The organism is Acidovorax sp. CF316 (assembly GCF_000276605.1).
Taxonomy (GTDB): domain Bacteria; phylum Pseudomonadota; class Gammaproteobacteria; order Burkholderiales; family Burkholderiaceae_C; genus Acidovorax.
Map to the genome: position 1 here is coordinate 1 of NZ_AKJX01000230.1, position 25,665 is coordinate 25,665.

28 protein-coding genes are annotated in these 25,665 nt (G+C 66.0%); 19 read left to right on the forward strand and 9 right to left on the reverse strand.

The genetic code is table 11. From position 1 onward, the window contains the following. Positions 1-266 precede the first annotated feature (266 nt). Together PMI14_RS27710 and PMI14_RS27715 are read left to right on the forward strand one after the other, a co-directional pair. The gene (locus PMI14_RS27710; protein ID WP_007859753.1) at positions 267-1,481 is read left to right on the forward strand and encodes a fatty acid desaturase; all 1,215 of its coding nucleotides are present in this window, start codon (positions 267-269) and stop codon (positions 1,479-1,481) included. A gap of 96 nt (positions 1,482-1,577) precedes the next feature. Further along, positions 1,578-3,470 carry a hypothetical protein gene (locus PMI14_RS27715; RefSeq protein WP_007859755.1) on the forward strand — a complete coding sequence of 631 codons (1,893 nt, stop codon included), beginning with the start codon at positions 1,578-1,580 and terminating at the stop codon, positions 3,468-3,470. On the opposite strand, the gene PMI14_RS27720 is transcribed toward PMI14_RS27715, so the two are convergent. After that, positions 3,442-3,915 carry a hypothetical protein gene (locus PMI14_RS27720; protein ID WP_035206102.1) on the reverse strand — a complete coding sequence of 158 codons (474 nt, stop codon included), beginning with the start codon at positions 3,913-3,915 and terminating at the stop codon, positions 3,442-3,444. The genes PMI14_RS27715 and PMI14_RS27720 overlap by 29 nt on opposite strands. Before the next feature lie 216 nt (positions 3,916-4,131). Between PMI14_RS27720 and PMI14_RS27725 the strand changes: the two genes are divergently transcribed. Continuing rightward, a complete protein-coding gene (locus PMI14_RS27725) occupies positions 4,132-5,616 on the forward strand; it encodes a PLP-dependent aminotransferase family protein (RefSeq protein WP_007859757.1) in 1,485 nt (494 codons plus the stop codon). Positions 5,617-5,704: 88 nt separating this feature from the next. Here the strand turns inward: PMI14_RS27725 and rpmG are convergent, their stop codons facing one another. From rpmG to trxB, 3 genes are all read right to left on the reverse strand, one after another. After that, positions 5,705-5,875 carry a 50S ribosomal protein L33 gene (gene rpmG, locus PMI14_RS27730; protein ID WP_007859760.1) on the reverse strand — a complete coding sequence of 57 codons (171 nt, stop codon included), beginning with the start codon at positions 5,873-5,875 and terminating at the stop codon, positions 5,705-5,707. Between the two features lie 11 nt (positions 5,876-5,886). Then, positions 5,887-6,120: a 50S ribosomal protein L28 gene (rpmB, locus tag PMI14_RS27735; RefSeq protein WP_007859763.1), complete on the reverse strand. Its 234-nt coding sequence runs from the start codon at positions 6,118-6,120 to the stop codon at positions 5,887-5,889. Between the two features lie 248 nt (positions 6,121-6,368). Continuing rightward, positions 6,369-7,319 (reverse strand): thioredoxin-disulfide reductase, encoded by a 951-nt coding sequence (gene trxB, locus PMI14_RS27740; protein ID WP_007859764.1) that lies wholly within the window; start codon positions 7,317-7,319, stop codon positions 6,369-6,371. Positions 7,320-7,529: 210 nt separating this feature from the next. On the opposite strand from trxB, the gene PMI14_RS27745 reads away from it, so the two are divergent. The 3 genes from PMI14_RS27745 to lolA are packed head-to-tail and all read left to right on the forward strand — an operon-like array spanning position 7,530 to position 11,277. Beyond that, positions 7,530-8,207, forward strand: coding sequence for a Crp/Fnr family transcriptional regulator (locus tag PMI14_RS27745; RefSeq protein ID WP_007859765.1), 678 nt, complete (start codon positions 7,530-7,532; stop codon positions 8,205-8,207). A gap of 59 nt (positions 8,208-8,266) precedes the next feature. Beyond that, a complete protein-coding gene (locus PMI14_RS27750) occupies positions 8,267-10,603 on the forward strand; it encodes a DNA translocase FtsK (protein WP_007859767.1) in 2,337 nt (778 codons plus the stop codon). Positions 10,604-10,644: 41 nt separating this feature from the next. Further along, the gene (gene lolA, locus PMI14_RS27755; protein ID WP_007859769.1) at positions 10,645-11,277 is read left to right on the forward strand and encodes an outer membrane lipoprotein chaperone LolA; all 633 of its coding nucleotides are present in this window, start codon (positions 10,645-10,647) and stop codon (positions 11,275-11,277) included. A gap of 14 nt (positions 11,278-11,291) precedes the next feature. Here lolA and PMI14_RS27760 read toward each other — a convergent pair whose 3' ends face one another. Continuing rightward, entirely contained in the window at positions 11,292-11,657 is a 366-nt protein-coding gene (locus PMI14_RS27760; RefSeq protein ID WP_007859772.1) for a hypothetical protein, read from the reverse strand. A 41-nt stretch (positions 11,658-11,698) separates the two neighbouring features. Next, the gene (locus PMI14_RS27765; RefSeq protein ID WP_007859774.1) at positions 11,699-12,151 is read right to left on the reverse strand and encodes a hypothetical protein; all 453 of its coding nucleotides are present in this window, start codon (positions 12,149-12,151) and stop codon (positions 11,699-11,701) included. A gap of 211 nt (positions 12,152-12,362) precedes the next feature. Here PMI14_RS27765 and PMI14_RS27770 point away from each other — a divergent pair, with 211 nt between their 5' ends. The 5 genes from PMI14_RS27770 (at position 12,363) to PMI14_RS27790 (ending at position 17,579) form a co-directional block, all read left to right on the forward strand. Further along, positions 12,363-13,706 carry a replication-associated recombination protein A gene (locus PMI14_RS27770; RefSeq protein ID WP_007859776.1) on the forward strand — a complete coding sequence of 448 codons (1,344 nt, stop codon included), beginning with the start codon at positions 12,363-12,365 and terminating at the stop codon, positions 13,704-13,706. A 318-nt stretch (positions 13,707-14,024) separates the two neighbouring features. Next, positions 14,025-14,954 carry a branched-chain amino acid ABC transporter permease gene (locus tag PMI14_RS27775; protein WP_007859779.1) on the forward strand — a complete coding sequence of 310 codons (930 nt, stop codon included), beginning with the start codon at positions 14,025-14,027 and terminating at the stop codon, positions 14,952-14,954. Positions 14,955-14,965: 11 nt separating this feature from the next. Further along, positions 14,966-16,045, forward strand: coding sequence for an ABC transporter ATP-binding protein (locus PMI14_RS27780; RefSeq protein WP_007859781.1), 1,080 nt, complete (start codon positions 14,966-14,968; stop codon positions 16,043-16,045). Between the two features lie 20 nt (positions 16,046-16,065). Next, the gene (locus PMI14_RS27785; protein ID WP_007859784.1) at positions 16,066-16,848 is read left to right on the forward strand and encodes an ABC transporter ATP-binding protein; all 783 of its coding nucleotides are present in this window, start codon (positions 16,066-16,068) and stop codon (positions 16,846-16,848) included. Positions 16,849-16,850: 2 nt separating this feature from the next. After that, entirely contained in the window at positions 16,851-17,579 is a 729-nt protein-coding gene (locus PMI14_RS27790; protein ID WP_007859785.1) for an ABC transporter ATP-binding protein, read from the forward strand. An 84-nt stretch (positions 17,580-17,663) separates the two neighbouring features. On the opposite strand, the gene PMI14_RS27795 is transcribed toward PMI14_RS27790, so the two are convergent. Next, positions 17,664-18,287 carry an outer membrane beta-barrel protein gene (locus PMI14_RS27795; protein ID WP_007859786.1) on the reverse strand — a complete coding sequence of 208 codons (624 nt, stop codon included), beginning with the start codon at positions 18,285-18,287 and terminating at the stop codon, positions 17,664-17,666. Between the two features lie 293 nt (positions 18,288-18,580). Between PMI14_RS27795 and PMI14_RS27800 the strand changes: the two genes are divergently transcribed. After that, positions 18,581-19,228 (forward strand): DUF47 domain-containing protein, encoded by a 648-nt coding sequence (locus PMI14_RS27800; RefSeq protein ID WP_007859787.1) that lies wholly within the window; start codon positions 18,581-18,583, stop codon positions 19,226-19,228. An 18-nt stretch (positions 19,229-19,246) separates the two neighbouring features. After that, positions 19,247-20,257 (forward strand): inorganic phosphate transporter, encoded by a 1,011-nt coding sequence (locus PMI14_RS27805; protein ID WP_007859788.1) that lies wholly within the window; start codon positions 19,247-19,249, stop codon positions 20,255-20,257. A 76-nt stretch (positions 20,258-20,333) separates the two neighbouring features. Here the strand turns inward: PMI14_RS27805 and PMI14_RS27810 are convergent, their stop codons facing one another. Together PMI14_RS27810 and PMI14_RS27815 are read right to left on the reverse strand one after the other, a co-directional pair. Continuing rightward, a complete protein-coding gene (locus PMI14_RS27810; protein ID WP_007859789.1) occupies positions 20,334-20,780 on the reverse strand; it encodes a TM2 domain-containing protein in 447 nt (148 codons plus the stop codon). A gap of 8 nt (positions 20,781-20,788) precedes the next feature. Then, complete coding sequence (locus tag PMI14_RS27815) at positions 20,789-21,310, reverse strand: GNAT family N-acetyltransferase (RefSeq protein ID WP_007859790.1); 522 nt, start codon at positions 21,308-21,310, stop codon at positions 20,789-20,791. A gap of 147 nt (positions 21,311-21,457) precedes the next feature. Between PMI14_RS27815 and rpsP the strand changes: the two genes are divergently transcribed. The 6 genes from rpsP to PMI14_RS27845 all read left to right on the forward strand — a co-directional run bounded on the left by rpsP (position 21,458) and on the right by PMI14_RS27845 (position 25,551). Further along, a complete protein-coding gene (rpsP, locus tag PMI14_RS27820) occupies positions 21,458-21,709 on the forward strand; it encodes a 30S ribosomal protein S16 (protein ID WP_007859791.1) in 252 nt (83 codons plus the stop codon). Positions 21,710-21,784: 75 nt separating this feature from the next. Next, entirely contained in the window at positions 21,785-22,354 is a 570-nt protein-coding gene (gene rimM, locus PMI14_RS27825; RefSeq protein WP_007859792.1) for a ribosome maturation factor RimM, read from the forward strand. A gap of 27 nt (positions 22,355-22,381) precedes the next feature. Next, positions 22,382-23,140, forward strand: coding sequence for a tRNA (guanosine(37)-N1)-methyltransferase TrmD (gene trmD, locus PMI14_RS27830; protein WP_007859793.1), 759 nt, complete (start codon positions 22,382-22,384; stop codon positions 23,138-23,140). Between the two features lie 141 nt (positions 23,141-23,281). Then, positions 23,282-23,671 (forward strand): 50S ribosomal protein L19, encoded by a 390-nt coding sequence (rplS, locus tag PMI14_RS27835; protein WP_007859795.1) that lies wholly within the window; start codon positions 23,282-23,284, stop codon positions 23,669-23,671. Between the two features lie 134 nt (positions 23,672-23,805). Continuing rightward, positions 23,806-24,501 (forward strand): CoA pyrophosphatase, encoded by a 696-nt coding sequence (locus PMI14_RS27840; protein WP_238541917.1) that lies wholly within the window; start codon positions 23,806-23,808, stop codon positions 24,499-24,501. A 63-nt stretch (positions 24,502-24,564) separates the two neighbouring features. Beyond that, a complete protein-coding gene (locus PMI14_RS27845; RefSeq protein WP_007859797.1) occupies positions 24,565-25,551 on the forward strand; it encodes a CobD/CbiB family protein in 987 nt (328 codons plus the stop codon). Positions 25,552-25,665: the final 114 nt, after the last annotated feature.

Here is a 25,665-nt window from a genome sequence, read left to right on the forward strand (position 1 = left end):
TGCTTCGCAATCTGGGGGGGGCGCCCCCAGCGCGGCGGGGCGGCCCTTGCGCGGGGGCGCTGGCTTGGGGCGCGCCAGTTGCGTCGGATGTCGGTGCGTGCGCGTTCTGGCACAGGGGTTGCATGGCTTTGTCATGCAGGCGACGCAGGAGCCAATTCACTCTGGATACTGTGGATAACCTCTAATCGAAAAAGGGGTCTGCCCTTTAAAATTGGCCTGCCCGCCATCGCTGGTGGTCGGGTATCTTGTACAAGGTTTTTCTGAATATGCTGTTACCCGACTGGGTTGTACTGAACGCGGCCATCGACTGGCTGGGCCACGGACTGTGGAACCTCGCCTGGTGGCAGATCGTGCTGTACACGCTGGCGACGACCCACATCACGATCGCGGCCGTCACCATCTTTTTGCACCGCTCGCAAGCCCACCGTTCGGTGGATCTGCATGCGATTCCTTCGCATTTCTTCCGTTTCTGGCTGTGGGTCGGCACCGGCATGGTGACCAAGGAGTGGGTCGCCATCCACCGCAAGCACCACGCCAAGTGCGAGACCGCGGATGACCCGCACAGCCCGCAGACGCGTGGCCTGGATACCGTGATGTGGCGCGGCGCCGAGTTGTACCGCGCGGAATCGAAGAACCTCGAGACCATGAAGAAGTTCGGCCACGGCACGCCCGATGACTGGATGGAGCGCAATGTCTACACCCGCTTCGGCTGGCAGGGCGTGGGCCTGATGCTGGTGCTCGACCTGGCGCTGTTCGGTGCTGCAGGCGCGGCCGTCTGGGCCGTGCAGATGCTCTGGATCCCGTTCTGGGCCGCGGGCGTGGTCAACGGCGTGGGCCACTACTGGGGCTACCGCAACTTCGAGGCGACGGACGCCAGCACCAACCTCTCGCCCTGGGGCCTGGTCATCGGTGGCGAAGAGCTGCACAACAACCACCACACCTACCCGACCTCGGCCAAGTTCTCGGTCAAGCCCTATGAGTTCGACATCGGCTGGGCCTACATCAGCCTGATGAAGAAGCTTGGCTGGGCCACGGTCAAGAAGGTACCGCCCAAGCTGCTGCGCGGCGACGTGAAACCCGTGGCCGACGAAAAGACGCTGGAGGCCCTGATCGCCAACCGCTACGAGGTCATGGCCGGCTATGCCCGCGGCGTGCGCCAGGCCTGCAAGGACGAGATCGCCGCGCTGCAGGCGCGCCAGGCCGACGCCTCGGTGCTCAAGGCCGCCAAGCGCTGGCTGCACCGCGACGCCGAAAAGGTGCCCGCGAATGCACAGTCCCAGCTGGCCCAGGCGCGCGCTGCCCACCCGGCCCTGGACAAGATGGTGACCATGCGCGAGGAACTGCGCCAGATGTGGCTCAACACCACGCAGTCGCGCGAGCAGCTCACGGCCGACCTGCAGGCCTGGTGCCGCCGCGCCGAAGAGAGCGGCATTGCCGCCCTGCGCGATTTCTCCGTCAACCTGCGGGCCGCGCGCGCCTGACGGTGTCTTTGCAGGGCTTGCGCAAGGCAAGGCCATGCAGGGTCTGCGTTCCGCAGGGGACCTCCGGCACCCTGTGACCACTGCCTGGTCCCATCGATGGATGTAGACGCCCTGCACACCCACGCCGCCTTTGCGGCACTCATCGCACTGCTCCAGTGGGTGGGGTTCACACCCTTGTTGTGGCCCTGGCTGGCCACTACGGCGGTCGGGCGGCAACTGGGTTTTCTGCCGACCCTGTGTGTAGGGGTGGGCATTGGCTTGCTGGCAAACTTCCAGGTCTTTTTCGCTGCGGTGGCGGCAGGCCAGGGAGGATGGCCTGCCTGGGTGCTGCCGGCCGGCGCTGCCGCGCTCACGGTGCTGGCCTGGGGCGGGCTCGTGCGCTGTTTTCGGCACGCGCAACCTGCGGTGCAATCTCTCCTTGTCACGAACCCCTGGTATCGGGACGCCATCGGCATGGCCGCTGTCATCGTGGCCCTCGCCCTGTACGTCCAGGATGTGGCCCTTTCCCACCCAGGCGTCTTCGATGCCTGGGACACCATCAGCAGCTGGAACCGCTGGGCGATGGAGTGGCATCGCCAGACCCTGCCCACGAATACGTCGGGCTACCCACAACTGCTGCCAACGGCCTTGGCCGGTTTGTATCGATGGGTCGACCCGCGGGCCGCAGAGCCGGTGGCGCGGCTGTTCCTGCTGTTGTTCCCTGCATTGCCCTGCCTGCTTTTCGTGGATGGATACCGGCGCTGGCGTGACGACGCCTTTCTCTGGGGATGTGCGGCCTGGCTCGTTTTGCTGCGCTTCGCGTTCCGGGGCATGGCCGATTCTGGCTATGCCGATGTGCCGGTGGCCTGCTTCGTTGCGGTGACTGCCTATCTGCTGTTGCTGGGCTGCCGTGGTGCAGTGAACCTCCGCATGGCCTTGGCGCTGGCCGCCATCGGTGCCGCCGCAGCGCTACTGACCAAACAGCCCGGCGGTATCGCATGGTTGCTTTGGCTGGGCATGGCGGCCGTGCTTTTGGTGCGCCGGCAACTGTCCTGGCCCTCGGCCTTTGGCAAGGCGGCGCTTTTTCTGCTGCTTGCTGCGCCCTGGTACCTGTGGGTGGCTTGGTGGATCTGGACGGGGGCCGATGTCACGAACATCGACTACCTTGTCGGCTCCATCCACGCGGGTCGGAGCTGGGGCCAGCGCATCGGCCACGCTCTGCAGGGGCCGCTCATGGGCGCGCTCGCCGGTTTTGGCTCGGCTGCCGTGGCTGCCAGTGCCATCGGTGCACTGCTGGCTGCGGCGTGCAGGAGTCCGGGCGGCAGGCGGCTGGTGTTCGGCCTGTGCCTGCCTTACCTGCTGCTGTGGGCCAGCTTGTTCTCCTACGACATCCGCAACTTCCTGCCCGTGGTGGTGCCGGTCGCCTGGGCCTTGGGTATTGGCGTGCGCAATATCCTCGGTGCATTCTCCAGAAAGCGGCCACCGGCCGCTGCGGGCGAGGTTGCCGTGGTGGCTTCGATCCAGCCCGGGCTGCGCCGATGGGGCCCCGCCGTTGCCCTGGCTGCCGTCGCCATGCTGGCATGGGTGGCGCCCTGGAGCATCGAGGACCTGCGCCTGCGCCAGTCGGCGTTGCAGCGGGAGACCGGCGATCCGGTGCTGAACCGCTATCTGATCGACTACGAGCGCAACCCAGGCTTCGACGGGGTGCTGATGGGGACCTATTCATCCATGCTGATCATCGAAGAGTTGAGGCGCCATACGGTCATGCTCACGAGCGATCCCAACGTGCTGCCCCGCGCGTTGCATCAAGCGTTGGAGCGGGGCCGGCCCTGGTGCGAATTGGTCGCCATTGCGCCGCGGTTCGCGCCGGTTCGCTACCTGCTGCTGCACCGCTTCATTCTGTCGCCCACGATCGAATCCTCCCTGGCCGAAGGTTCGTTGCACGTCATCCACGAGCAAGGGGATTTGCGCTTCATGCGTGTCAGCTGCCCACCTCTCCCTGGCCTGTGAGTGACTGGCCTGTACCAGGATGGGCGTTGGTGCGTTCCCTGGGGCCGTGTATCGCAATGGCGCTGTCAGCCGCAGGGTGCGCGCTCTTGGTGAACAGCCGCCGCAGGCCGTCCCGAAGCCGCTGCAAGGCCTGGTGCCCTGGGCGACTTGTTTCATGGGCGCTGCCTTGCTGCGGCATCTCGGGCGGCGTCAGCAGGAGCGTGGCGGGCGAAGACATCCCGGCCTGCATGCCCACCCAGGCGCCTTGTGCGCTGCGCCATGCCATGTGGGGCAGCAGGTGGATCGGGAAGGGGACGCCAGGGTGGTGCGCCGGAGCGCTGTTCAGGACGGCAGTGCCCGAGAGGCAGCGCAACTCGCTGCTCGCATCCAGCCAGACGAGCTGGCCCTGGCCCGGCTGCAGGCGCAGCGTCCGGCCAGCGCCGTCCTGGGCTCTGACAGGTTGCACAGGGGCTTCAGGGCAGGAGGCGCCACTGGCCGTGAAGGATGGGGTAGGGTGCTGCTGTTTCATGCCTTGAGCGTAGAACCGTAGACTGCATCGCAACAGGCACAGGGATGCGTGGCGCGGTGCGAAGCAGCGGAAGGATTTCTGCTCTGTTTCGGTTGGATTTCGGCAACCCTGTATCTGTTCTGGTTGCCGGTTCGAGCGCATCATCGACCCGCCATGCCTGTATCTTCTGAAGAAAACCTCCCCCTGTACCGCCAACTGGCCGACCACTACCAGCAGGCGGTGGCCCAGGGCGTGCTGCTGCCCGGCGCGCGCATGCCGTCGGTGCGCGAGCTGATGCAGCGCCATGGCGTGAGCCTGTCGACCGCGCTGCAGGCGCTGCGCACCTTGGAGGAGCAGGGCAGCGTGCAGGCGCGTCCCCGGGTCGGCTATTTCGTGCAGGACCACCGGGTGCACCTGCTGGACCACAGCAGCGAACCCGACCCCCGCTGCCCGGTGCAGCAGATCGACGGGGCCCAGTTCGCGGGCATCAACGAGCGCATCTCGCTGTGGCTGGAGCAGGGGCGCCGGGCCCAGGTGCGCGTGGACCTGGGGGCGGCCATGCCCGCGCCCGAGCTGTTCGACCACCTCACCCTCAACCGGGTCGGCGCGGCACTGCTGCGCGAGTTTCCCGAGGTGCTGGTGCAGGGCAATTCACGGCCCGGCACCCACCCCCTGTTCCAGGCCGCCATGGCCCGGCAGGCGCTGGAAGTTGGCGTGAACGTGGCACCGCAGGAGGTGATGGCCACCCTGGGCAATTCGGATGCGGTGAACCTGGCGCTCGCCGCAGTGACCGAGCGCGGCGACGTGGTGGCCGTGGAGTCGCCCACCTTCTATGGCGTGCTGCAGGCGGTGGAGACCCAGAACCTGCGCGCGCTGGAGATCCCCAGCAGCTCGCGCACCGGCATCTCGCTCGACGCCCTGGAGCTGGCCGTGCAGAGCGAACCGCGCCTGAAGGCCGTGGTGGTGGTGCCGCACCTGCAGATGCCCAATGGCGCGCTCATGCCCGACAGCCACAAGGAGCGGCTGGTGGCCTTCTGCCGGCGCCACCAGCTGGCGCTGATCGAGGACGACATCTACCGCGAGCTGGTCGATGCGCCCGTGCTGCAGCGCCCGCTCAAGGCCTGGGACGAGACGGGGCAGGTGATCTACTGCGTGTCCTTCAACAAGACGCTGGCGCCGGGCCTGCGCCAGGGGTGGATGAACGGCGGGCGCTGGCACGAGCGCATCCAGATCCTGAAGTTTGCCCGCACCCGCAACATGCAGGTATGGGCCCAGTTGCTGGCGGCGCGCACGGTGGGCACACCCGCGCACGAGCGCCACCTGCGCCGCTTTCGCAGTGCGCTCAGGGTGCAGCGCGAGCGCAGCGTGCAGATGGTGGCGCGGCATTTTCCGCAGGGCACGCGCCTGTCGGTGCCGCCCGGCGGGCTCAGCCTGTGGATCGAGCTGCCGGCCGGTGTCTCTTCATCCCTGCTGTTCGAGCAGGCCCTGGCCTTGGGCATCCGCGTGGCGCCAGGGCCGATCTTCTCCAATTCGGGGCGCTACGAGGGCTTTTTGCGCCTGAGCTGCGGCCTGCCGTTCTCGCCCGAGGTGGAGTGGGCCTATGGTGAGCTGGGGCGCCTGCTGCATGAGCAGGCGGGCGCGGTGCGGCGGGCCGCGTGATCTCTGCCTTCGTTCGTGTGCAGCGGCCAAAGAAAAAGCCGCCCGGCGGGTGCCGGGCGGCTTTTTTCTGGGGTAAACCAAGGCCGAATTACTTCAGCTTGATTTCCTTGTATTCCACATGCTTGCGTGCCTTGGGATCAAATTTCATGATCAGCATCTTTTCGGGCATGGTCTTCTTGTTCTTCGTCGTCGTGTAGAAGTGACCGGTACCCGCAGTGGATTCCAGCTTGATCTTGTCGCGTCCGCCTTTGCTTGCCATGGTGTTTCTCCTTAAGCCTGGCCACGTGCGCGCAGGTCTGCGAGCACAGAGTCAATACCGTTCTTGTCGATCAAACGCAGGGCGGCGCTCGAAACGCGCAGGCGAACCCAGCGGTTTTCGGTCTCGACCCAGAAACGGCGGTATTGCAGGTTCGGCAGGAACCGGCGCTTGGTTTTGTTGTTGGCGTGGGAAACGTTGTTCCCGACCATGGGCTTCTTGCCCGTTACGTCGCAGACGCGTGCCATGAGGACACTCCGATACTGTTCAACGGCCGTTCGCCCGGTGCCCCTGGGGGATCTCCCAAGGGCTGGCTTGCGGCCTCACCTCGCCAGAAAGGGTGGCGGTAACCCCGGGCATCCCAGAAAAAGAGGCCCGATTTGGATTTTTTGCCTGCAAGAAAACGGGTAGCAGATACCCGCCTGAATTCAGGAAAGCCTCGGATTATAGCGGCCCGCGCGCAGTGGCGTCAAATGGCGTCCCGGCGCGGCGGTTTTCACTCCTGCTCGAGGAAGCGCTGGGCGTCCAGTGCGGCCATGCAGCCCGTGCCGGCGCTGGTGATGGCCTGGCGGTACACGTGGTCCGCCACGTCGCCGGCCGCGAACACGCCGGGCACGCTGGTCTGCGTGGCAAAGCCCTTGAGCCCGCCCTGGGTGATGAGGTAGCCGCCTTCCATCTCCAGCTGGCCCTTGAAGATATCGGTGTTGGGCGAGTGGCCGATGGCGATGAAGCAGCCATGCAGCGTGATGTCCTCGGTGCTGCCGTCCTTGGTGCTCTTGATGCGGATGCCGGTCACGCCGGTGGCGTCGCCCAGCACCTCGTCCAGGGTGTTGAACAGCTTGAGCTCGATCTTGCCGGCGGCGACCTTCTCGTTGAGCTTGTCCACCAGGATGGGCTCGGCCTTGAACTTGTCGCGGCGGTGCACCATGGTGACCTTGCTGGCGATGTTGGAGAGATACAACGCTTCTTCGACGGCCGTGTTGCCGCCGCCGACCACGGCCACGGGCTTGTCGCGGTAGAAGAAACCGTCGCAGGTGGCGCAGCCCGAGACGCCCCGGCCCATGAAGGCCTCTTCGGAGGGCAGGCCCAGGTACTTGGCCGATGCGCCGGTCGCCAGGATCAGCGCGTCGCAGGTGTAGGTGCCGCTGTCACCGGTGAGGGTGAAGGGGCGCTTGCTGAAGTCGACCTTGTTGATGTGGTCGAAGATGACCTGGGTCTTGAAGCGCTCGGCGTGCTCCAGGAAACGCTGCATCAGCTCCGGCCCCTGCACGCCGTTCACGTCGGCCGGCCAGTTGTCGACTTCCGTCGTGGTCATCAGCTGGCCGCCCTGGGACATGCCGGTGATCAGCACCGGATTGAGGTTGGCGCGGGCTGCATAGACCGCTGCGGTGTAGCCGGCAGGACCGGAGCCGAGGATCAGAACTTTCGCGTGTTGGGTGGTAGACATGGTAAAAGCCTGTGTTTTGCGCCCGCTACACGGGGCGCTGTTGGGAAAGCTGGGGGGCGGGGCGCCAAGTATCAACCGCGCTCGGTCGCCACACGCAGCCCCAATTTCAATCACGGCGATTGTAAGAACCCATCAGGGCGCGCGAGGATGCGCCCTGAATAACCCGCTGCGGCACCGGTGGAGCCGCGCCTTTAGAGAGGAGAAGTTTCCATGTCAACGATGTTGTCCAACCTGGACCTGCTGCGCCGGGTACCGCTGTTTTCGCTGCTCACCGTGGCCCAGGCCGAGGTGATCAGTGGTGCCGTGGTCAAGAAGCGCTTCAAGCGCGGCGAGGCGCTGGTCGAGCAGGGGCAAAAATCCAACGCGCTGTTCATCCTGCTCACCGGGCGGGCGCGCGTGCTCACGACCGACAGCCGGGGCCGCGAGGTGATCCTGGCCAACCTGGCGCAGGGGGACTACCTGGGCGAGATGAGCATCATCGACAACGAACCCCATTCGGCCACCGTGCGCGCCGAGGTGCAGACCGATGTGCTGATGCTCGGGCGCACCGAATTCGCACGCTGCCTGACGGAAAACGCCTCGATGTCGCTGGTGGTCATGCGCGGGCTGGTCAAGCGCTTGCGCCATGCCGACCGCAAGATCGAATCCCTGGCCCTGCTCGATGTGTACGGCCGCGTGGCCCATGCGCTGCTGGATTTTGCGACCACCGATGCGCAGGGCCAGCGCATCATCCGCGACAAGATCTCGCGCCAGGACCTGGCCAAGATGGTCGGTGCCTCGCGCGAGATGGTCAGTCGCGTCATGAAGGACCTGGAGGAGCGCGGTTTCATCGAGGTGCTGCCCACCGGTGCCACGGTGCTCAAGGACCGTCTGGACGCGCTGGGCTGAGACGGCTTCTGCGCAGCGGCGCGCAGGTGTCCATAGGGTAAGCTTGTCGCGGCACGCTTATGACCTACTCACTCAATACATTGAACGCATCGTCCGCCGTGAAGTCGCCGCCCCGCTCGGGCGCGGCCCGCTTCGGGCATGAAATCGGCCTGGTGCTGGGGCTCCTGGCCCTGGTCTTCTGGCTGCTGGCGCTGGTCAGCTACTCCGCGCAGGATGCCGCCTGGTCGTCCTCCGGCCCCTCGGATTCGCGTGCCGTGCTCAACTGGGCCGGGCGCTTGGGTGCCTGGCTGGCCGATGGCAGCTACTTTGCCCTCGGTTTCTCGGTCTGGTGGTGCGTGGCGGCGGGCGTGCGCTCGTGGCTGTCGTCGCTGGCGCGCTGGATGCGCGGCGGTGAGGTGCTGCCCGGTGCCGTGAGCCCCATGGCGCGTCGCGGCCTGTTCTGGGGCGGGCTGGTGGTGCTGATGTGTGCCAGCACCGCGCTCGAATGGTCGCGCCTGTACCGCTTCGAATCGCTGCTGCCCGGCCATGCCGGCGGCGTGCTCGGCTACCTCACGGGGCCGGCCAGCGTCAAATGGCTGGGCTTCACCGGCTCGGCCCTGTTGTGCATCGTGCTCGCCGTGCTGGGCGCGGCCCTGGTGTTCCGTTTTTCCTGGGGCCATGTGGCCGAGGTGCTGGGCGGGCGCATCGATGCGCTGGTGCAGTCGCGCCGTACGCAGCGCGAGGTGGCCAAGGATGTGGCCGTGGGCCGCAAGGCCGCGCGCGAGCGCGCCGTGGTGGTGCTGGAAGAAAAGACCGAGAGCGAGGAACACCACCCGCAGCCGGTGCAGATCATCGAGCCCGTGCTGGTCGACCTGCCGCTGAGCACCCGTGTGGTCAAGGAGCGGCAAAAGCCCCTGTTCACCGAGATGCCCGACAGCAAGCTGCCGCTGGTGGACCTGCTCGACGGCCCGCAGCAGCGCCAGGAGACCGTGGCGCCCGAGACGCTGGAGATGACCAGCCGCCTGATCGAGAAGAAGCTCAAGGATTTTGGCGTAGAAGTGCGCGTGGTCGCGGCCATGCCCGGCCCGGTGATCACACGCTACGAGATCGAGCCCGCCACGGGCGTGAAGGGCTCGCAGATCGTGGGCCTGGCCAAGGACCTGGCGCGCTCGCTGAGCCTGGTCTCCATCCGCGTGGTGGAAACCATCCCCGGCAAGAACTTCATGGCGCTGGAGTTGCCCAACGCCAAGCGCCAGTCGATCCGGTTGTCCGAGATCCTCGGCTCGCAGGTCTACCACGAGGCCAAGAGCATGCTCACCATGGGCCTGGGCAAGGACATCGTGGGCAACCCGGTGGTGGCCGACCTGGCCAAGATGCCGCACGTGCTGGTGGCCGGTACCACGGGCTCGGGCAAGTCGGTGGGGATCAACGCCATGATCCTCTCGCTGCTCTACAAGGCCGAGGCGCGCGACGTGCGCCTGCTGATGATCGACCCGAAGATGCTGGAAATGTCGGTCTACGAAGGCATTCCGCACCTGCTGGCGCCCGTGGTCACCGACATGAAACAGGCCGCCCACGGCCTGAACTGGTGTGTGGCCGAGATGGAGCGCCGCTACAAGCTCATGAGCAAGCTCGGCGTGCGCAACCTGGCTGGCTACAACACCAAGATCGACGAGGCCAAGGCGCGCGAGGAGTTCCTCTACAACCCCTTCAGCCTCACGCCCGAGGAGCCCGAGCCGCTGCAGCGCCTGCCGCACATCGTGGTCGTCATCGACGAACTGGCCGACCTGATGATGGTGGTGGGCAAGAAGATCGAAGAGCTGATCGCGCGCCTGGCGCAGAAGGCGCGCGCCGCCGGCATCCACCTGATCCTGGCCACCCAGCGCCCCAGCGTGGACGTGATCACCGGCCTGATCAAGGCCAACATCCCGACCCGCATCGCCTTCCAGGTGAGCAGCAAGATCGACAGCCGCACCATCCTCGACCAGATGGGCGCCGAAGCCCTGCTGGGCATGGGCGACATGCTCTACATGGCCAGCGGCACCGGACTGCCGATCCGCGTGCACGGCGCCTTCGTGTCGGACGAAGAAGTGCACCGTGTCGTCCATTACCTCAAGGAACAAGGGGAGCCGGACTACATAGAGGGCGTGCTCGAAGGCGGAACTGTGGACGGCGACGGGGATCTGTCAGGGGAGGGCGGTGGCGGTGAAGGGGGTGAAAAAGACCCCATGTACGACCAGGCCGTGGAAGTGGTCCTCAAGGACCGCAAGGCCAGCATCTCCTACGTCCAGCGCAAGCTGCGCATCGGCTACAACCGCTCGGCGCGCCTGCTGGAGGACATGGAGAAGGCGGGCCTGGTCAGCGGCCTCACCGCCAGCGGCCAGCGCGAAGTGCTGGTGCCTGCTCGCCCTGAATGAGGCGTTGCGGGCCCGGCGCCCACCACCCAAGGAGTCTATTTTTGAAAAAAGTTGTGACAGCCATCGTGATCGCGGCCAGTGCCCAGTGGGCCAGCGCGGACGGGCTCAAGAGCCTCGAATCCTTCATGAAGAGCACCCAGACGGGCCGCGCCGAGTTCACCCAGGTGGTGACCTCGCCGCCCAAGGAGGGGCAGACGGCGCGCACCAAGAACTCCAGCGGATCGTTCGAGTTCCAGCGCCCGGGGCGCTTCAAGTTCGTCTACAAGAAGCCCTTCGAGCAGACCATCGTGGCCGATGGCCAGACCCTGTGGCTGCACGACGTGGACCTGAACCAGGTCACGCAGCGCGCCCAGGCCCAGGCCCTGGGCACCACACCGGCGGCCCTGCTGGCCTCGGCCCCCGACCTGTCGGCGCTCAAGGCCGACTTCACGCTCGAGGCGGCGCCCGAGGCCGACGGCCTGCAATGGGTGCTGGCGCGCCCCAAGGCCAAGGACGGGCAACTGCAGAGCGTGCGCGTGGGCTTCGCGGGTGAGCAGCTGGCGGCCCTGGACATCCTGGACAGCTTCGGCCAGCGCTCGGCCATCCGCTTCAGCGGCATGCAGGCCAACCCGCCGCTGCCGGCCGGCACCTTCCAGTTCAAGCCGCCTGCCGGGGCGGACGTGGTCAAGCAGTAGGCGGACGCTGCGGCCTATTTCTTCTGGATGACGCCGCGCGCATAGCCGCCGTGCGCCGAGGGCAGCACCATGCAGATCATGGCGCGGCCCTGCTGCTTTTCGAGCTGCTGGACCACGGTGCGCTGCTCGTCGTAGTCCTCGCCGGCACGCAGGTCTGCCGCGGTCTTCTTGATGCGCTTGAGCAGCTCCTGCACCTTGTCGTCGTTGATGCCGAGGTTGGGGCAGTTCTTGGCCGCGAAATCGGCCGACGCGAGGGCCGAGCCCAGCTGGGCCTCGATGGCCTCGGCTTCGGTCACGTCGGCATGGGCGGCTGCTGCCAGCAGGGTCAGGGAAACGCTGAGCAGCAGGCTGGAAAGGGAGCGTTTGGTGGGATGGGTCATGGTGTGCGTGATCGAATGGGAGGAGGCTGGGGGCAACGGCCTCACCAGAGGTAGGCCTCGGGCAACTGGCCCGAGTGCCGGCGGTGGCGGGTCGGTTGGGTCTTTCCTTCGTGGATGACCATTTCCGGCCCCTCGAAGGATATCTGTGCGCGCCGGGTCAGGGTGCGCCCGCGCACGGTAAACACCATCTCGATGCCCGTCGGATCGCTCGCCACCTTCCAGGTGCCGTCCAGGCTGCGCAGAGCATCGATCTCGCCCTTCTTGAGGTAGAGCCGCACCGTGCCATCGGGCAGGAACTGCACGATGTTGGAGGAGGGCGAGTACTCCTCCCACCAGCCGACCAGGGCCGTGGCCGTGTCCTGCACGACCGCGCTCGCGGCGGGGCGCGTGCTCTGTGCGTGGGCCTGCAGCGCAGGCAGGGCGAAGCTGGAGAAGGCCAGGGCGGCCAGCGCGAGCGGGCGCAGCCAATGCCGAAGTGGGTGCGAATGTGCCATGGCGAGGAAAATAGGGCAGTTGTCTGCCCGCTTTATAGGCCAGGCCCGGGCAGGTTCATGCCAGGGGCCGCAGGATTCTGTGACATTGTTGGCGTTTCGGGTGCGGGCCTGTGTTGGAATCGGGCATGCCGTCCGCTTGCAGTGGGCTGCCGAACCTCCATCTGGATGCTGTGCCCGCCATGGCATCCACCCTTCCACGATGGCCCCTTTCATGAGTTCCTCGCGCAGTTCTTCGTCCTCTCCTGCCTCCGGCGCCACCCACCAGCCGCTGGCCGAGCGCCTGCGCCCGCGCACGCTCGGCGAAGTGATCGGGCAGCAGCAGGTGCTCGGGCCGGGCATGCCGCTGCGCCTGGCCTTCGAGTCGGGCCGCCCGCACAGCTGCATCCTGTGGGGCCCACCGGGCGTGGGCAAGACCACCATCGCGCGCCTGATGGCCGACGCCTTCGACGCGCAGTTCATCAGCATCAGTGCCGTGCTGGGCGGGGTCAAGGACATCCGCGAGGCGGTGGAACGCGCCGAACTCGCGCGCGATGGCCTCATGCAGCAGCGCACCATCGTCTTCGTGGACGAGGTGCACCGCTTCAACAAGAGCCAGCAGGACGCCTTCCTGCCGCACGTGGAAAGCGGCCTGTTCACCTTCATCGGCGCGACCACCGAGAACCCCTCGTTCGAGGTCAATTCTGCGCTGCTATCGCGCGCTGCGGTCTATGTGCTGCAGCCCCTGTCGGCCGAAGATCTGCAGCAGCTCGTGGCACTGGCCCAGCAGCAGGGCGCCCTGCCGGCCATCGAGCAGGACGCCATCGACCGGCTCGTGGCCTATGCCGACGGCGATGCCCGGCGCCTGCTCAACACGCTGGAAACCCTGGCCATGGCGGCCACGCAGGAGCAACTGGCCGAGATCTCGGATGCGTGGCTGCTCAAGGTGCTGGGCGAGCGCATGCGCCGCTACGACAAGGGCGGCGAGCAGTTCTACGACACCATCAGCGCGCTGCACAAATCCGTGCGTGGCTCCGATCCCGATGCGGCGCTGTACTGGCTGGTGCGCATGCTCGATGGCGGGGCCGACCCGCGCTATATGGCGCGGCGCTTGGTGCGCATGGCCAGCGAGGACATCGGCCTGGCCGACCCGCGCGCGCTGCGCCTGGCGCTCGATGCCGCCGAGGTCTATGAGCGCCTGGGCACGCCCGAGGGCGAGCTGGCGCTGGCCGAGTGCGTGGTTTACCTTGCCGTTGCGCCCAAGTCTAATGCCGTCTACAAGGCCTACAACGCGGCGCGCGCCTGGGTCAAGCAAGATGGCACGCGCCCGGTGCCCATGCACCTGCGCAATGCACCGACCAAGCTCATGAAGCAGCTCGACTACGGCAAGGGCTACCGCTACGCGCACGACGAGGAGGACGGCTTCGCGGCGGGCGAAAACTACCTGCCCCAGGGCATGCAAGCGCCCGGCTACTACCAGCCGGTGGAGCGCGGACTTGAAATCAAGATCGCACAGAAATTGCGTGAGCTGCGTGATCGCAACAGCACGGCCGATGGCGCAGTGCACCCCGAGGACTGAAGGGCAGCAGGACAAATTGCGTTGAATCCGGCGTTATGCCGATTTTGCATGAGTGCGGTAATAAGTTTGCGCAGCAATATTCTTGCGTGTATCAAAATTACTTATGTACCCGGGCGGTCGCTGATGGACTTGCGAACCCGAGGGAAAACCCCGCCAATCCTGGAGGGGGGCTCCTGACACTACTGGCTACAATCCCGTCCACAAACCCGCACAGCTGCATTTCTGGCGGGTTTTTTGCTAGATGGCAGTCGGGCCCACAAGGCTGTACCGATTCCGGTGCCTGCGCTTGGGGTGCGTTACAAACGAAGGACTTCTCTTATGGACATTTTGCTGCAACAGATCATCAACGGTCTGGTTCTCGGCAGCATGTACGCCTTGATAGCCTTGGGCTATACGATGGTGTACGGCATTATTCAACTGATCAACTTCGCCCACGGCGAGGTGCTCATGATCGGTGCACTCACCAGTTGGAGCTGTATCGGCCTGATGCAAGGGGCCATGCCCGGCGCACCTGGCTGGCTGATCCTGCTGCTGGCGACCATCATTGCCTGCGTGGTCGCGGCCACCCTGAACTTCGTGATTGAAAAAGTCGCCTACCGGCCGCTGCGCAGCAGTCCGCGCCTGGCCCCCCTGATCACCGCGATCGGCATGTCCATCCTGCTGCAGACGCTGGCCATGATCATCTGGAAGCCCAACTACAAGCCCTATCCGACGATGCTCCCGAGCTCGCCGTTCCAGATCGGTGGCGCCTTCATCACCCCCACCCAGATCCTGATCCTGGGCGTGACTGCGATCGCCCTGGCCTCGCTGGTCTACCTGGTGAACCACACCAACCTGGGCCGCGCGATGCGCGCCACGGCAGAGAACCCCCGCGTGGCCTCGCTGATGGGTGTCAAGCCCGACATGGTGATCTCGGCCACCTTCATCATCGGTGCCATCCTGGCGGCCATCGCCGGCATCATGTACGCCTCCAACTACGGCACGGCGCAGCACACCATGGGCTTCCTGCCGGGCCTCAAGGCCTTCACGGCCGCCGTGTTCGGCGGCATCGGCAACCTGGCCGGCGCAGTGGTCGGCGGCATCCTGCTGGGCCTGATCGAAGCCATCGGCTCGGGCTACATCGGCGCCCTCACAGGCGGCCTGCTGGGCAGCCACTACACCGACATCTTTGCTTTCATCGTGCTGATCATCATTCTCACGCTGCGTCCTTCGGGTCTGCTGGGTGAGCGTGTGGCGGATCGAGCCTGAGGACCCTCGCCATGAAGAACAACAACCTTGCCAAATGGGTCGTCGGCGGCATCGCGCTGCTGATCCTCCCGCTGATCCTGCAATTCTTCGGCAACGCCTGGGTGCGCATCGCCGACCTGGCCCTGCTGTACGTGATGCTGGCCCTGGGCCTGAACATCGTGGTCGGCTACGCCGGCCTGCTCGACCTGGGCTACGTGGCCTTCTATGCCGTGGGTGCCTACCTGTTCGCGCTGATGGCATCGCCCCACCTGGCCGATACCTTCACAGCCTTTGCGGCCATGTTCCCCAACGGCCTGCACACCTCGCTGTGGCTGGTGATACCGTTGGCGGCGCTGGTCGCGGCGCTGTTCGGGGCCTTGCTCGGGGCGCCCACGCTCAAGCTGCGCGGCGACTACCTGGCCATCGTGACGCTGGGCTTCGGTGAAATCATCCGCATCTTCCTGAACAACCTGGACCACCCGGTCAACCTGACCAACGGCCCCAAGGGCCTGGGGCAGATCGACTCGGTCAAGATCTTCGGTCTGGACCTGGGCAAGCGCCTGGAGCTGTTCGGCTTCGACATCAACTCCGTCACGCTGTACTACTACCTGTTCCTGGTGCTGGTGATCATCAGCATCGTCATCTGCTACCGCCTGCAGGATTCGCGCATCGGCCGTGCCTGGATGGCCATCCGCGAAGACGAGATCGCCGCCAAGGCCATGGGCATCAACACCCGCAACCTCAAGCTGCTGGCCTTTGGCATGGGCGCCTCGTTCGGTGGCGTCTCGGGTGCCATGTTCGGTGCCTTCCAGGGCTTTGTCTCGCCCGAATCCTTCAGCCTGATGGAGTCGGTCATGATCGTCGCCATGGTGGTGCTGGGTGGCATCGGCCACATCCCCGGCGTGATCCTGGGTGCCGTGCTGCTGTCGGCCCTGCCCGAGGTGCTGCGCTACGTGGCCGGTCCGCTGCAGGCCATGACCGATGGCCGCCTCGACTCTGCCATCCTGCGCCAGTTCCTGATTGCCGTGGCGATGATCGTCATCATGCTGATGCGCCCCCGTGGCCTGTGGCCCGCGCCCGAGCACGGCAAGAGCCTCACGCAGAAGTCCTGAACACCGCAGAAAGTTAGAACATGGCAGAGAAATCCAAAGATGTGGTGCTGAAGGTTGCGGGCATTTCCAAGCGCTTCGGCGGCTTGCAGGCCCTCTCCGACGTGGGCATCACGATTGAGCGCGGCCAGGTCTATGGCCTGATCGGTCCGAACGGCGCAGGCAAGACCACGTTCTTCAACGTGATCACCGGTCTGTACACCCCTGACAGTGGCACCTTCGAGCTGGCCGGCAAGCCCTACGAGCCCACGGCCGTGCACGAAGTGGCCAAGGCGGGCATTGCCCGCACCTTCCAGAACATCCGCCTGTTTGCCGAAATGACGGCGCTCGAGAACGTGATGGTGGGCCGCCACATCCGCACCAAGTCCGGCCTGGTGGGAGCGGTGTTCCGCACCAAAAGCTTCAAGGAGGAAGAGCTGGCCATCGCCAGGCGCGCGCAGGAATTGCTCGACTACGTGGGCATCGGCAAGTTTGCCGACTACAAGGCGCGCACCCTGAGCTACGGCGACCAGCGCCGCCTGGAGATCGCCCGTGCCCTGGCCACCGACCCCCAACTGATCGCCCTGGACGAGCCCGCCGCCGGCATGAACGCCACCGAGAAGGTGCTGTTGCGCGAGCTGATCGACCGCATCCGCAACGACAACCGCACCATCCTGCTCATCGAGCACGACGTGAAGCTGGTGATGGGCCTGTGCGATCGCGTGACCGTGCTCGACTACGGCAAGCAGATTGCCGAAGGCAACCCTGCCGAAGTGCAGAAGAACGAAAAAGTGATTGAGGCCTATCTGGGCACCGGAGGACACTGAGAATGGCCGAAAAATCCAACAAGGTACTGCTGCAGGTCAAGGGCCTGAAGGTGGCCTACGGCGGTATCCAGGCCGTCAAGGGCGTAGACTTCGAAGTGCGCGAAGGCGAGCTGGTCTCGCTCATCGGCTCCAACGGCGCCGGCAAAACCACCACCATGAAGGCCATCACGGGCACGCTGCCCATGGGCGATGGCGACATCGAGTACCTGGGCAAGAGCATCAAGGGCAAGGGCGCCTGGGACCTGGTCAAGGATGGTCTGGTGATGGTGCCGGAAGGCCGTGGCGTGTTTGCGCGCATGACCATCACCGAGAACCTGCAGATGGGCGCCTACATCCGCAAGGACAAGGCCGGCATCCTGGCCGACATCGAGAAGATGTTCACCATCTTCCCGCGCCTGCGCGAGCGCAAGGACCAACTGGCCGGCACCATGTCGGGCGGTGAGCAGCAGATGCTGGCCATGGGTCGCGCGCTGATGAGCCAGCCCAAGGTCCTGCTGCTGGACGAGCCCTCCATGGGCCTGTCGCCCATCATGGTGGACAAGATCTTTGAGGTGGTGCGCGACGTGTACGCCCTGGGCGTGACCATCGTGCTGGTGGAGCAGAACGCAAGCCGCGCGCTGGCCATCGCCGACCGTGGCTACGTGATGGAGTCGGGCCTGATCACCATGACCGGCCCGGGCCGGGAACTGCTGAGCGATCCCAAGGTGCGCGCCGCCTACCTGGGCGAGTAAGCACCCGCTGCACGCAAGAAAATGCCGCCCCGAGGGGCGGCATTTTTCATGGCGGGTGCCGGCCGATGGCAGGCCAGGCCGCGCTCAGTACTTGTACTGCACGCCCAGCGTGGTCATCTTCACGCCCGAGTTGTCGTCCGCGAAGTGGAACTTGTGGCGCTCCCACTCCACCACGGCGGCCCACTGCTGGTTGAAGTTCCAGCGTGCGCCCAGGCCGTAGGACAGGCCGAAGCCGCTGTCCTTGCCCGTGGCCACGCCCAGGCCCGAGAAGCCCGTGGTGCGCGTGCGGCCATAGGTGGTACCCACCTTGCCGAACAGGTCGAACTGCTCGTTCAGCGGGGCCCGCCCGACCAGGCTCAGGTTGACGCCCTGGGCCCGGGTGGTGCCCCCCAGGCGGTGGGCCTTGCCGGCATTCAGGTAGCTCAGTTCCACGCCGGCATTGGGGTGGAAATAGCCGCCGGTGGACAGCTTCCAGGCGGCGTCGGAGTCGTCGAAGCCCAGGCCGGTGCCAGCGGGGCCGGCGTTGAGGTCGTAGTTGGAGCGGCCACCGCTCAGGCCGATGTAGCCTTGTTGGGTGTACGGGATGACAGAGTCACGCTGCTGTTTTGCCGCGCTGTTGCTGCTGCTGGTCTGCGCCTGCACGCCGGTAGCGGCGCAGGCGGCTGCAGCAACTGCCAGCCAGGGAATCATTCGGAGCGGGGATGGCATGGGGTATGTCCTTGGATCGTGGAGAAGTTCGGCGGGAGGGGTGTGCCCGCGAGGCGAACGCCCAATCTAAGGCGTGGCCCGGCCTGCCCCTGTAGGACTGTGGGCAGCTGGCGGGTAGGCCCAGCCCGGGGATCCGGCGATCTGCCGGTGGGGCGCGGGGCCGCTCGGATGGGTCTCGGGTCGGCCTGGAATGGCCCGGCGGTTAAACTCCGGGCAGTCACGCTGGCGTCATGGTTTTGTCATGGCGTCGTCATTTTCAAGAAATCCCATCCCCCGTTCCAGGAGCCTCTCCCATGCTGTTTGCCAAGCTGTTGCCACGCGAAGGCAACTTTTTCGAAATGTTCAACCAGCATGCGGACCGCATCGTGGAAGCGGCTCGCGCCTTCTCGCAACTGGTGGCGAACTACAACGATCCGCACCTGCGCGACAAGTACAACCAGGACGTCGACAACGCCGAGCGGGCTGCCGACCGCGTGACGCACGAGGTCAACAAGGCCATCCACAAGACCTTCATCACCCCCATCGACCGTGAGCAGATCCACACGCTGATCAACACCATGGACGATGTGGCCGACCTGATCCAGGACTCGGCCGAGACCATGGCGCTGTACGACGTGCGCCACATGACGGACGAGATCACGCGCCTGACGGACCTGAGCCTCAAGTGCTGCGAGCGCGTGCGCGATGCCGTGAAGCTGCTCGACAAGATCGCCGACCCTGCCGTGGCCGAGGCCGCCCTCAAGACCTGCGAGGAGATCGACAAGCTCGAATCCGACGCCGACCGCGTGATGCGCAGCGCCATGAGCAAGCTGTTCCGCGAGGAGCCCGATGTGCGCGAAGTGATCAAGCTCAAGGCCATCTACGAGCTGCTGGAAACCATCACCGACAAGTGCGAGGACGTGGCCAACTGCATCGAGGGCATCGTCCTCGAGAACTCCTGATCGGCAGGGTCCAGCAGCATGCAAACCGTACAAGCAGCCCTGTGGGTTGTCATCTTGCTCGTGGCGCTCGCCCTCCTGTTCGACTTCATGAACGGGTTCCACGATGCCGCCAACTCGATCGCCACGGTGGTCTCCACCGGCGTGCTCAAGCCCGCGCAGGCGGTGCTGTTCGCGGCATTCTTCAATTTCGTGGCCATCTTCGTGTTCCACCTGAGCGTGGCCGCCACGGTGGGCAAGGGCATCGTGCAGCCCGGCATCGTGGACACGCACGTGGTCTTCGGCGCCCTGGTGGGCGCCATCACCTGGAACGTGATCACCTGGTACTACGGTATCCCCAGCAGCTCCTCGCATGCGCTGATCGGCGGCATCGTGGGCGCGGTGATCGCCAAGGCCGGCGCGAGCGCGCTGGTCTCCACTGGCATCCTCAAGACCGTGGCCTTCATCTTCGTCTCGCCGCTGCTGGGTTTTGCGCTGGGCTCGCTGATGATGGTGGCCGTGGCCTGGATCTTCCGGCGCTCGCGGCCGAGCAAGGTGGACAAGTGGTTCCGGCGCCTGCAGCTCGTCTCGGCCGGGGCCTACAGCCTGGGCCATGGCGGCAATGATGCGCAAAAGACCATCGGCATCATCTGGCTGCTGCTGATCGCCACGGGCTATGCCTCGACGACCGATGCCTCGCCCCCGACCTGGACCATCGTGAGCTGCTACGTGGCCATCGGCCTCGGGACCATGTTCGGTGGCTGGCGCATCGTCAAGACCATGGGCCAGAAGATCACCAAGCTCAAGCCCGTGGGCGGCTTCTGCGCCGAGACGGGCGGGGCGCTGACCCTGTTCCTGGCCACCACACTGGGCATCCCGGTTTCCACCACGCACACCATCACCGGCGCCATCGTCGGCGTGGGCTCGACCCAGCGCGCCAGCGCCGTGCGCTGGGGCGTGGCCGGCAACATCGTCTGGGCCTGGGTGCTCACCATCCCGGCCAGTGCCTTCGTGGCGGCCATCGCCTACTGGGTGAGCCTGCAGCTGTACTGAGCCGCGGCCAGGCACCGGCCAAGAAAAAGGCCCCCGGGATGATGCATCCCGGAGGCCTTTTTTCGTGGAGAAGGGCCTATTGCGAGATCTTGCGCGCTTCCTCGATCTGGTACTCGAAATAGCGCTGGAAGCTGAAGGCCAGGCTGGCCATCAGCACCGTGGTGCCCAGCAGCAGGGCCAGGACGATGGCGCCGATGGTGGTCCACTGCGTCTGGCCGGCGGGCGCGTCCACCGAGGTGTTCGGGTTGTAGCGGGCGTTCCAGCGCTCGGGCGTCGTCAGGCCGTACAGGATGGCGCGCAGTGCGCAGCCGGCGATGGTGAAGCCCAGCAGGGGGATCAGCACCCAGCTGTAGTGGTCGTCCTGGCCCAGCTGCTGCACGCGCTGGATGCCATAGATCCCCAGCGCCGTGGGGATGGGCAGCAGCCAGCCCAGCATGTCTCCCATGCCGTGCAGGTAGAAGCGGTGCAGGCCCAAGGGGCCGCCCAGGAAGGCCAGCCAGGCGGCCAGGGTTTTGTTTTTCATGGGGTGGATTATTCCGGCGAAGTGGTGTCGCCCGCGCCGAGGGTCTTTTCCATGAGCACGATGTCGCGCCAGGCGCCGAACTTCCAGCCCATGGAGCGCAGCACGCCCACGTCCGTGAAGCCCAGGGCGCGGTGCACGCCGATGGAGCCGGCGTTGGCCGAGTCGCCGATCACGGCCAGCAGCTTGCGCACGCCCGCCGCCTCGGCCTGGGCGATCAATTCGGCCAGCAACTGGCGGCCGACCCCCATGCCGCGGGCGCTGTCGGCCACGTAGATCGAGTCCTCGGCCGAAAAGCGGTAGGCCGGGCGCGGCTTGAACCAGTTGGCGTAGGCAAAGCCCAGCACCTGTCCCTCCTGCTCGGCCACCAGCCAGGGCAGGCCGCGCGCCAGCACGTCGGCGCGGCGGCCTGCCATGTCGGTTGCGGTGGGGGGATCTATCTCGAAAGTACCGGTGCCGTTGAGCACATGGTGGGCATAGATGGCGGTGATCGCGGGCAGGTCGGCGTCGGTACTTGGACGAACAATAAGCATGAAAGGGGGAATTGGATATAATCGCGGGCTTTGCAGCGTGTCGCTGGCCGGGTGGCCATGTCGCGTGTCTCAAGCGTTGCGAATATGGTTGCGAACACTGTGGCTTTCGGCAGGCATTGCCGGAACCCAACACCCGAAGGATAAATCATGGTCGTCATTCGACTCTCTCGCGGCGGCTCCAAGGGCCGTCCATTTTTCAACATCGTCGTTGCCGACAAGCGCGTGCGCCGCGATGGCCGCTTCATCGAGCGCCTGGGCTTCTACAACCCCACCGCCAAGGAAACCGAAGAAGGCCTGCGCATCGCCCAGGACCGCCTGACGTACTGGCAGAGCGTGGGCGCCCAGTCCTCGCCTACCGTGGACCGCCTGATCAAGCAAGCCGCCAAGAAGGCTGCTTAAAGCTCCCTGAAAAGGGCGGGTTCCGTCGGCTTGCCTGGCGGAACCCGCCCTTTTCCTATTTCCGAGATCCATTCCATGGCCACGAACCTGACCCTCGAACCCGCAGAACTGCCTGCCGACGCCGTCGAAGTGGGGCGCATCGCCGATGCCTGGGGCATCAAGGGCTGGTTCAAGGTGCTGCCCCACAGCAGCAACCCCGAGGCCCTGTTCTCCGCCAAGAGCTGGTACCTGCAGCCCTCCGAGCGGGGGGCCAAGACCTTCTCGGGCACCGTGCTGCTGCCGATCCGCCAAGCCAAGGACCATTCGGACACCGTGGTGGCCTGGGCCCAGGGCATCGACGACCGCAACGGCGCCGAGGCGCTGCGCGGTGCGCGCATCTTCGTGCCGCGCTCGAGCTTCCCCTCCACCGCCACCGACGAGTACTACTGGGTGGACCTGATCGGCCTGGCCGTGGTCAACCGCGAAGGGCTGGCCCTGGGCAGTGTGCGCGAGCTGCTCTCCACCGGCCCGCAGACCGTGCTGGTGATCGAGTACGAGGAGGGGGGCAAGGTGCAGGAGCGCATGATTCCCTTCGTTGCCAACTTCGTCGACAAGGTCGAGCTGCCCGAAAAGCGCATCACCGTCGACTGGCAACCCGACTACTGAGCCCACGGTAGCGGACGGCTGCGCACCATGCGCTTTGACATCATCACCCTGTTCCCCGAGCTGTTTGCGCCTTTTCTGGCCAGCGGCGTGACCCGGCGCGCCTATGCGAGCGGCCAGGTGGACGTGCGGCTGTGGAACCCGCGCGACCATGCCGAGGGCAACTACCGCCGTGTGGATGACCGGCCCTTTGGCGGCGGCCCCGGCATGGTGATGCTGGCCGAGCCGCTGGCGCGCTGCCTGGCGGCCATCCGCAGCGAGCGGGCCGAGCCCGCCGAGGGCCAGGCCCCGCTGGTGCTGTTCTCGCCCATCGGCGCGCCGCTCAACCACGCAGCCGTGGAGCGCTGGTCCGCCAGCGCCGGGGCGGTGCTGCTGTGCGGGCGCTACGAGGGCATCGACCAGCGTTTCATCGATGCCCATGTGGACGTGCAGATCAGCCTGGGCGATTTCGTGCTCTCGGGCGGCGAGATCGCCGCCATGGCGCTGCTCGATGCCGTGGCGCGCCTGCAGCCCGGCGTGCTCAACGACGAGGGCAGCCACCAGCTCGACAGCTTCAACCCCGCGCTCGACGGCCTGCTCGACTGCCCCCACTACACCCGTCCCGAAGAGTGGGCAGGCCAGGCCGTGCCGGCTGCGCTGATGTCGGGCCACCATGCGCAGATCGAGCGCTGGCGGCGTGACCAGCGCCTGGCCATCACCGCGCGCCACCGCCCGGACCTGATTGCGGCAGCCCGTGGGGCCGGCCGCATCACCCCCGCCGACGAGGCCGTATTGGCCAAATTGCGCTGACTTGCTATAATCAAAGGCTTTTCGATCCTCTGGCCGGCCGTTTTGCCCTGGCGCCCTGATCTTTTGGGGCCCCGCACGACACAGAACCGTCAATCCCGACGAAGCCATTTTTTGGCGCGGACATGATCGTTGGATGTAAACATGAACCTGATTCAAACCCTGGAAGCGGAAGAAATCGCCCGCTTGAACAAGACCATCCCCGAATTCGCCCCTGGTGACACCGTCATCGTGAGCGTGAACGTGGTTGAAGGTACCCGCAAGCGCGTGCAGGCTTACGAAGGCGTGGTGATTGCCAAGCGCAATCGCGGCCTGAACAGCGGCTTCACCGTGCGCAAGATCTCCAGCGGCGAAGGCGTGGAGCGTACGTTCCAGACCTACAGCCCGCTGATCGCCGGCATCGAAGTCAAGCGCCGCGGTGACGTGCGCCGTGCCAAGCTGTACTACCTGCGTGACCGCAGCGGCAAGTCGGCACGTATCAAGGAAAAGCTGCCTTCGCGCGTCAAGGTTGCTGCCGCAGCCACTGCCGCCTGAGGACTGGCCCCGTCCAGACAAGCCGCTACAGCCAGCCTGTAGCGGCTTTTTGCTTTTTTGCCGCTCCCTGTTTGCCATCCATCTCGCCCACCACCTTGCACCTTGCCACCGCAGTGAACCCACCGATCAGCCCCGTGTCCTCCGTCATTCCGCCCCTGTCCACCCTGCCCGATTTCGATCCGCGCAAGGTGCCGGTGGTGGGGGTGGACGGGCACCTGCCCTCTGTTGCGCTGGCCGCGCAGACCCCCGAGGCGTTGCGCCTGCGGTTTGCCCAACCGCCGCAGTGGGAGCCCGAGGTGGTGCTGGAGCGCAAGTTCGCCAACCGCGAGCCGGCCCATGCCTCGGTGCTGCTGGCCATCGTGCTGCGCGAGCAACCCATGGTGCTGTTGACCGAGCGCACGGCGCACCTGTCCACGCACTCGGGGCAGATCGCCTTTCCCGGCGGCCGCGCCGACCCCGAGGATGCCGACCCGGCGGACACCGCGCTGCGTGAGGCCTACGAGGAAGTGGGGCTCGAACGCCAGTACGTGGAGGTGCTCGGTTCGCTGCCCGTCTACGTGACCGGCACCTCCTTCATCATCACGCCCGTGGTCGCGCTGGTGCAACCCGACTGCGTGCTCACGCCCAACCCCTACGAGGTGGCGGACCTGTTCGAGGTGCCGCTGGCTTTTCTGCTCGACCCGGCCCACCACCAGCGCCACCGGCTGGAGTGGGAGGGGGTGGCCCGTGAATGGTTTTCGATGCCCTACCAGGACGGTGACAAGAACCACCACATCTGGGGTGCCACGGCAGGCATGCTGCGCAACTTCTACCGCTTCATGCTGGCCTGAGCCTGGCGGCCGGCAATTGCAAAGCCGTTCCATGAACGCGCAGCGCCAGTATCATTGGCGCCCATGAGTTTCTTCGCCATCCTGTTCGCTCTGCTGATCGAGCAGGCCCGTCCGCTGGCCCGCAGCAATCCCATCCACGCAGGCTTGCGTGCATGGGCCCTGTCGGTGAGCCGCAATTTCGACGCCGGCAAGTCCCACCATGGCTGGGTGGCCTGGGGTCTGGCGGTGCTCGTGCCGTCGCTGGTGGTGCTGGCCATCCACTGGCTGCTGCTGTGGGGGCTGGGCTGGCCGTTCGCCGTGCTCTGGAGCGTGGCGGTGCTCTACGTCACCCTGGGCTTTCGCCAGTTCAGCCACCACTTCACCGGCATCCGCGATGCGCTGGAAGAGGGCAATGAGGACGCGGCCCGCGAGCGCCTGGCCCACTGGCAGCAGGTGGACGTGGGCCTCTTGCCGCGCAGCGAGATCGTGCGCCATGTGATCGAGTACTCGGTGCTCGCCGCCCACCGCCACGTGTTCGGCGTGCTGGCCTGGTTCTCGGTGCTGGCCGCGCTGGGCCTGGGGCCCACGGGCGCGGTGCTGTACCGGCTGGCCGAATTCGCCTCGCGCTACTGGCACTACCGCCAGCGCATGGGCGCCCAACCCGCGAGCGAATCGTTGCAACGCGCATCGGCCCAGGCCTGGACGGTGATTGACTGGGTGCCTGCGCGGCTGACCGCACTGAGCTTTGCGGTGGTGGGTAGCTTCGAGGAGGCGATCGAAGGCTGGCGCTTCCATGCGCAGCGTTTTCCGAATGACAACGATGGGGTGGTGCTGGCTGCGACGGCAGGGGCCATCAACGTCCGCCTGGGGGGCGAGGCGCTCAAGGCCCGGTCGGTGTTGCATACGCCGCAGGGGCTGGAGATCGATGCGGACATGGGGGACAGCGACTCCACCCCGGGGCGGGAGCCTGAAGTCGGGCATCTGCGCAGTGTCGTGGGGTTGGTGTGGAGGTCGGTGGTGGTGTGGATGCTGCTGCTGGCTTTGTTGACTCTGGCTCGGTTGCTGGGCTGATCTTTCGTTGGCTCGTTTGGGCTGCTGGCCTGTGCTGAGGGCGGGAGCCGGGATGTGCGCCCGGCGGCGCACCTACTTTCTTTTGCGTCGCCAAAAGAAAGTAGGCAAAGAAAA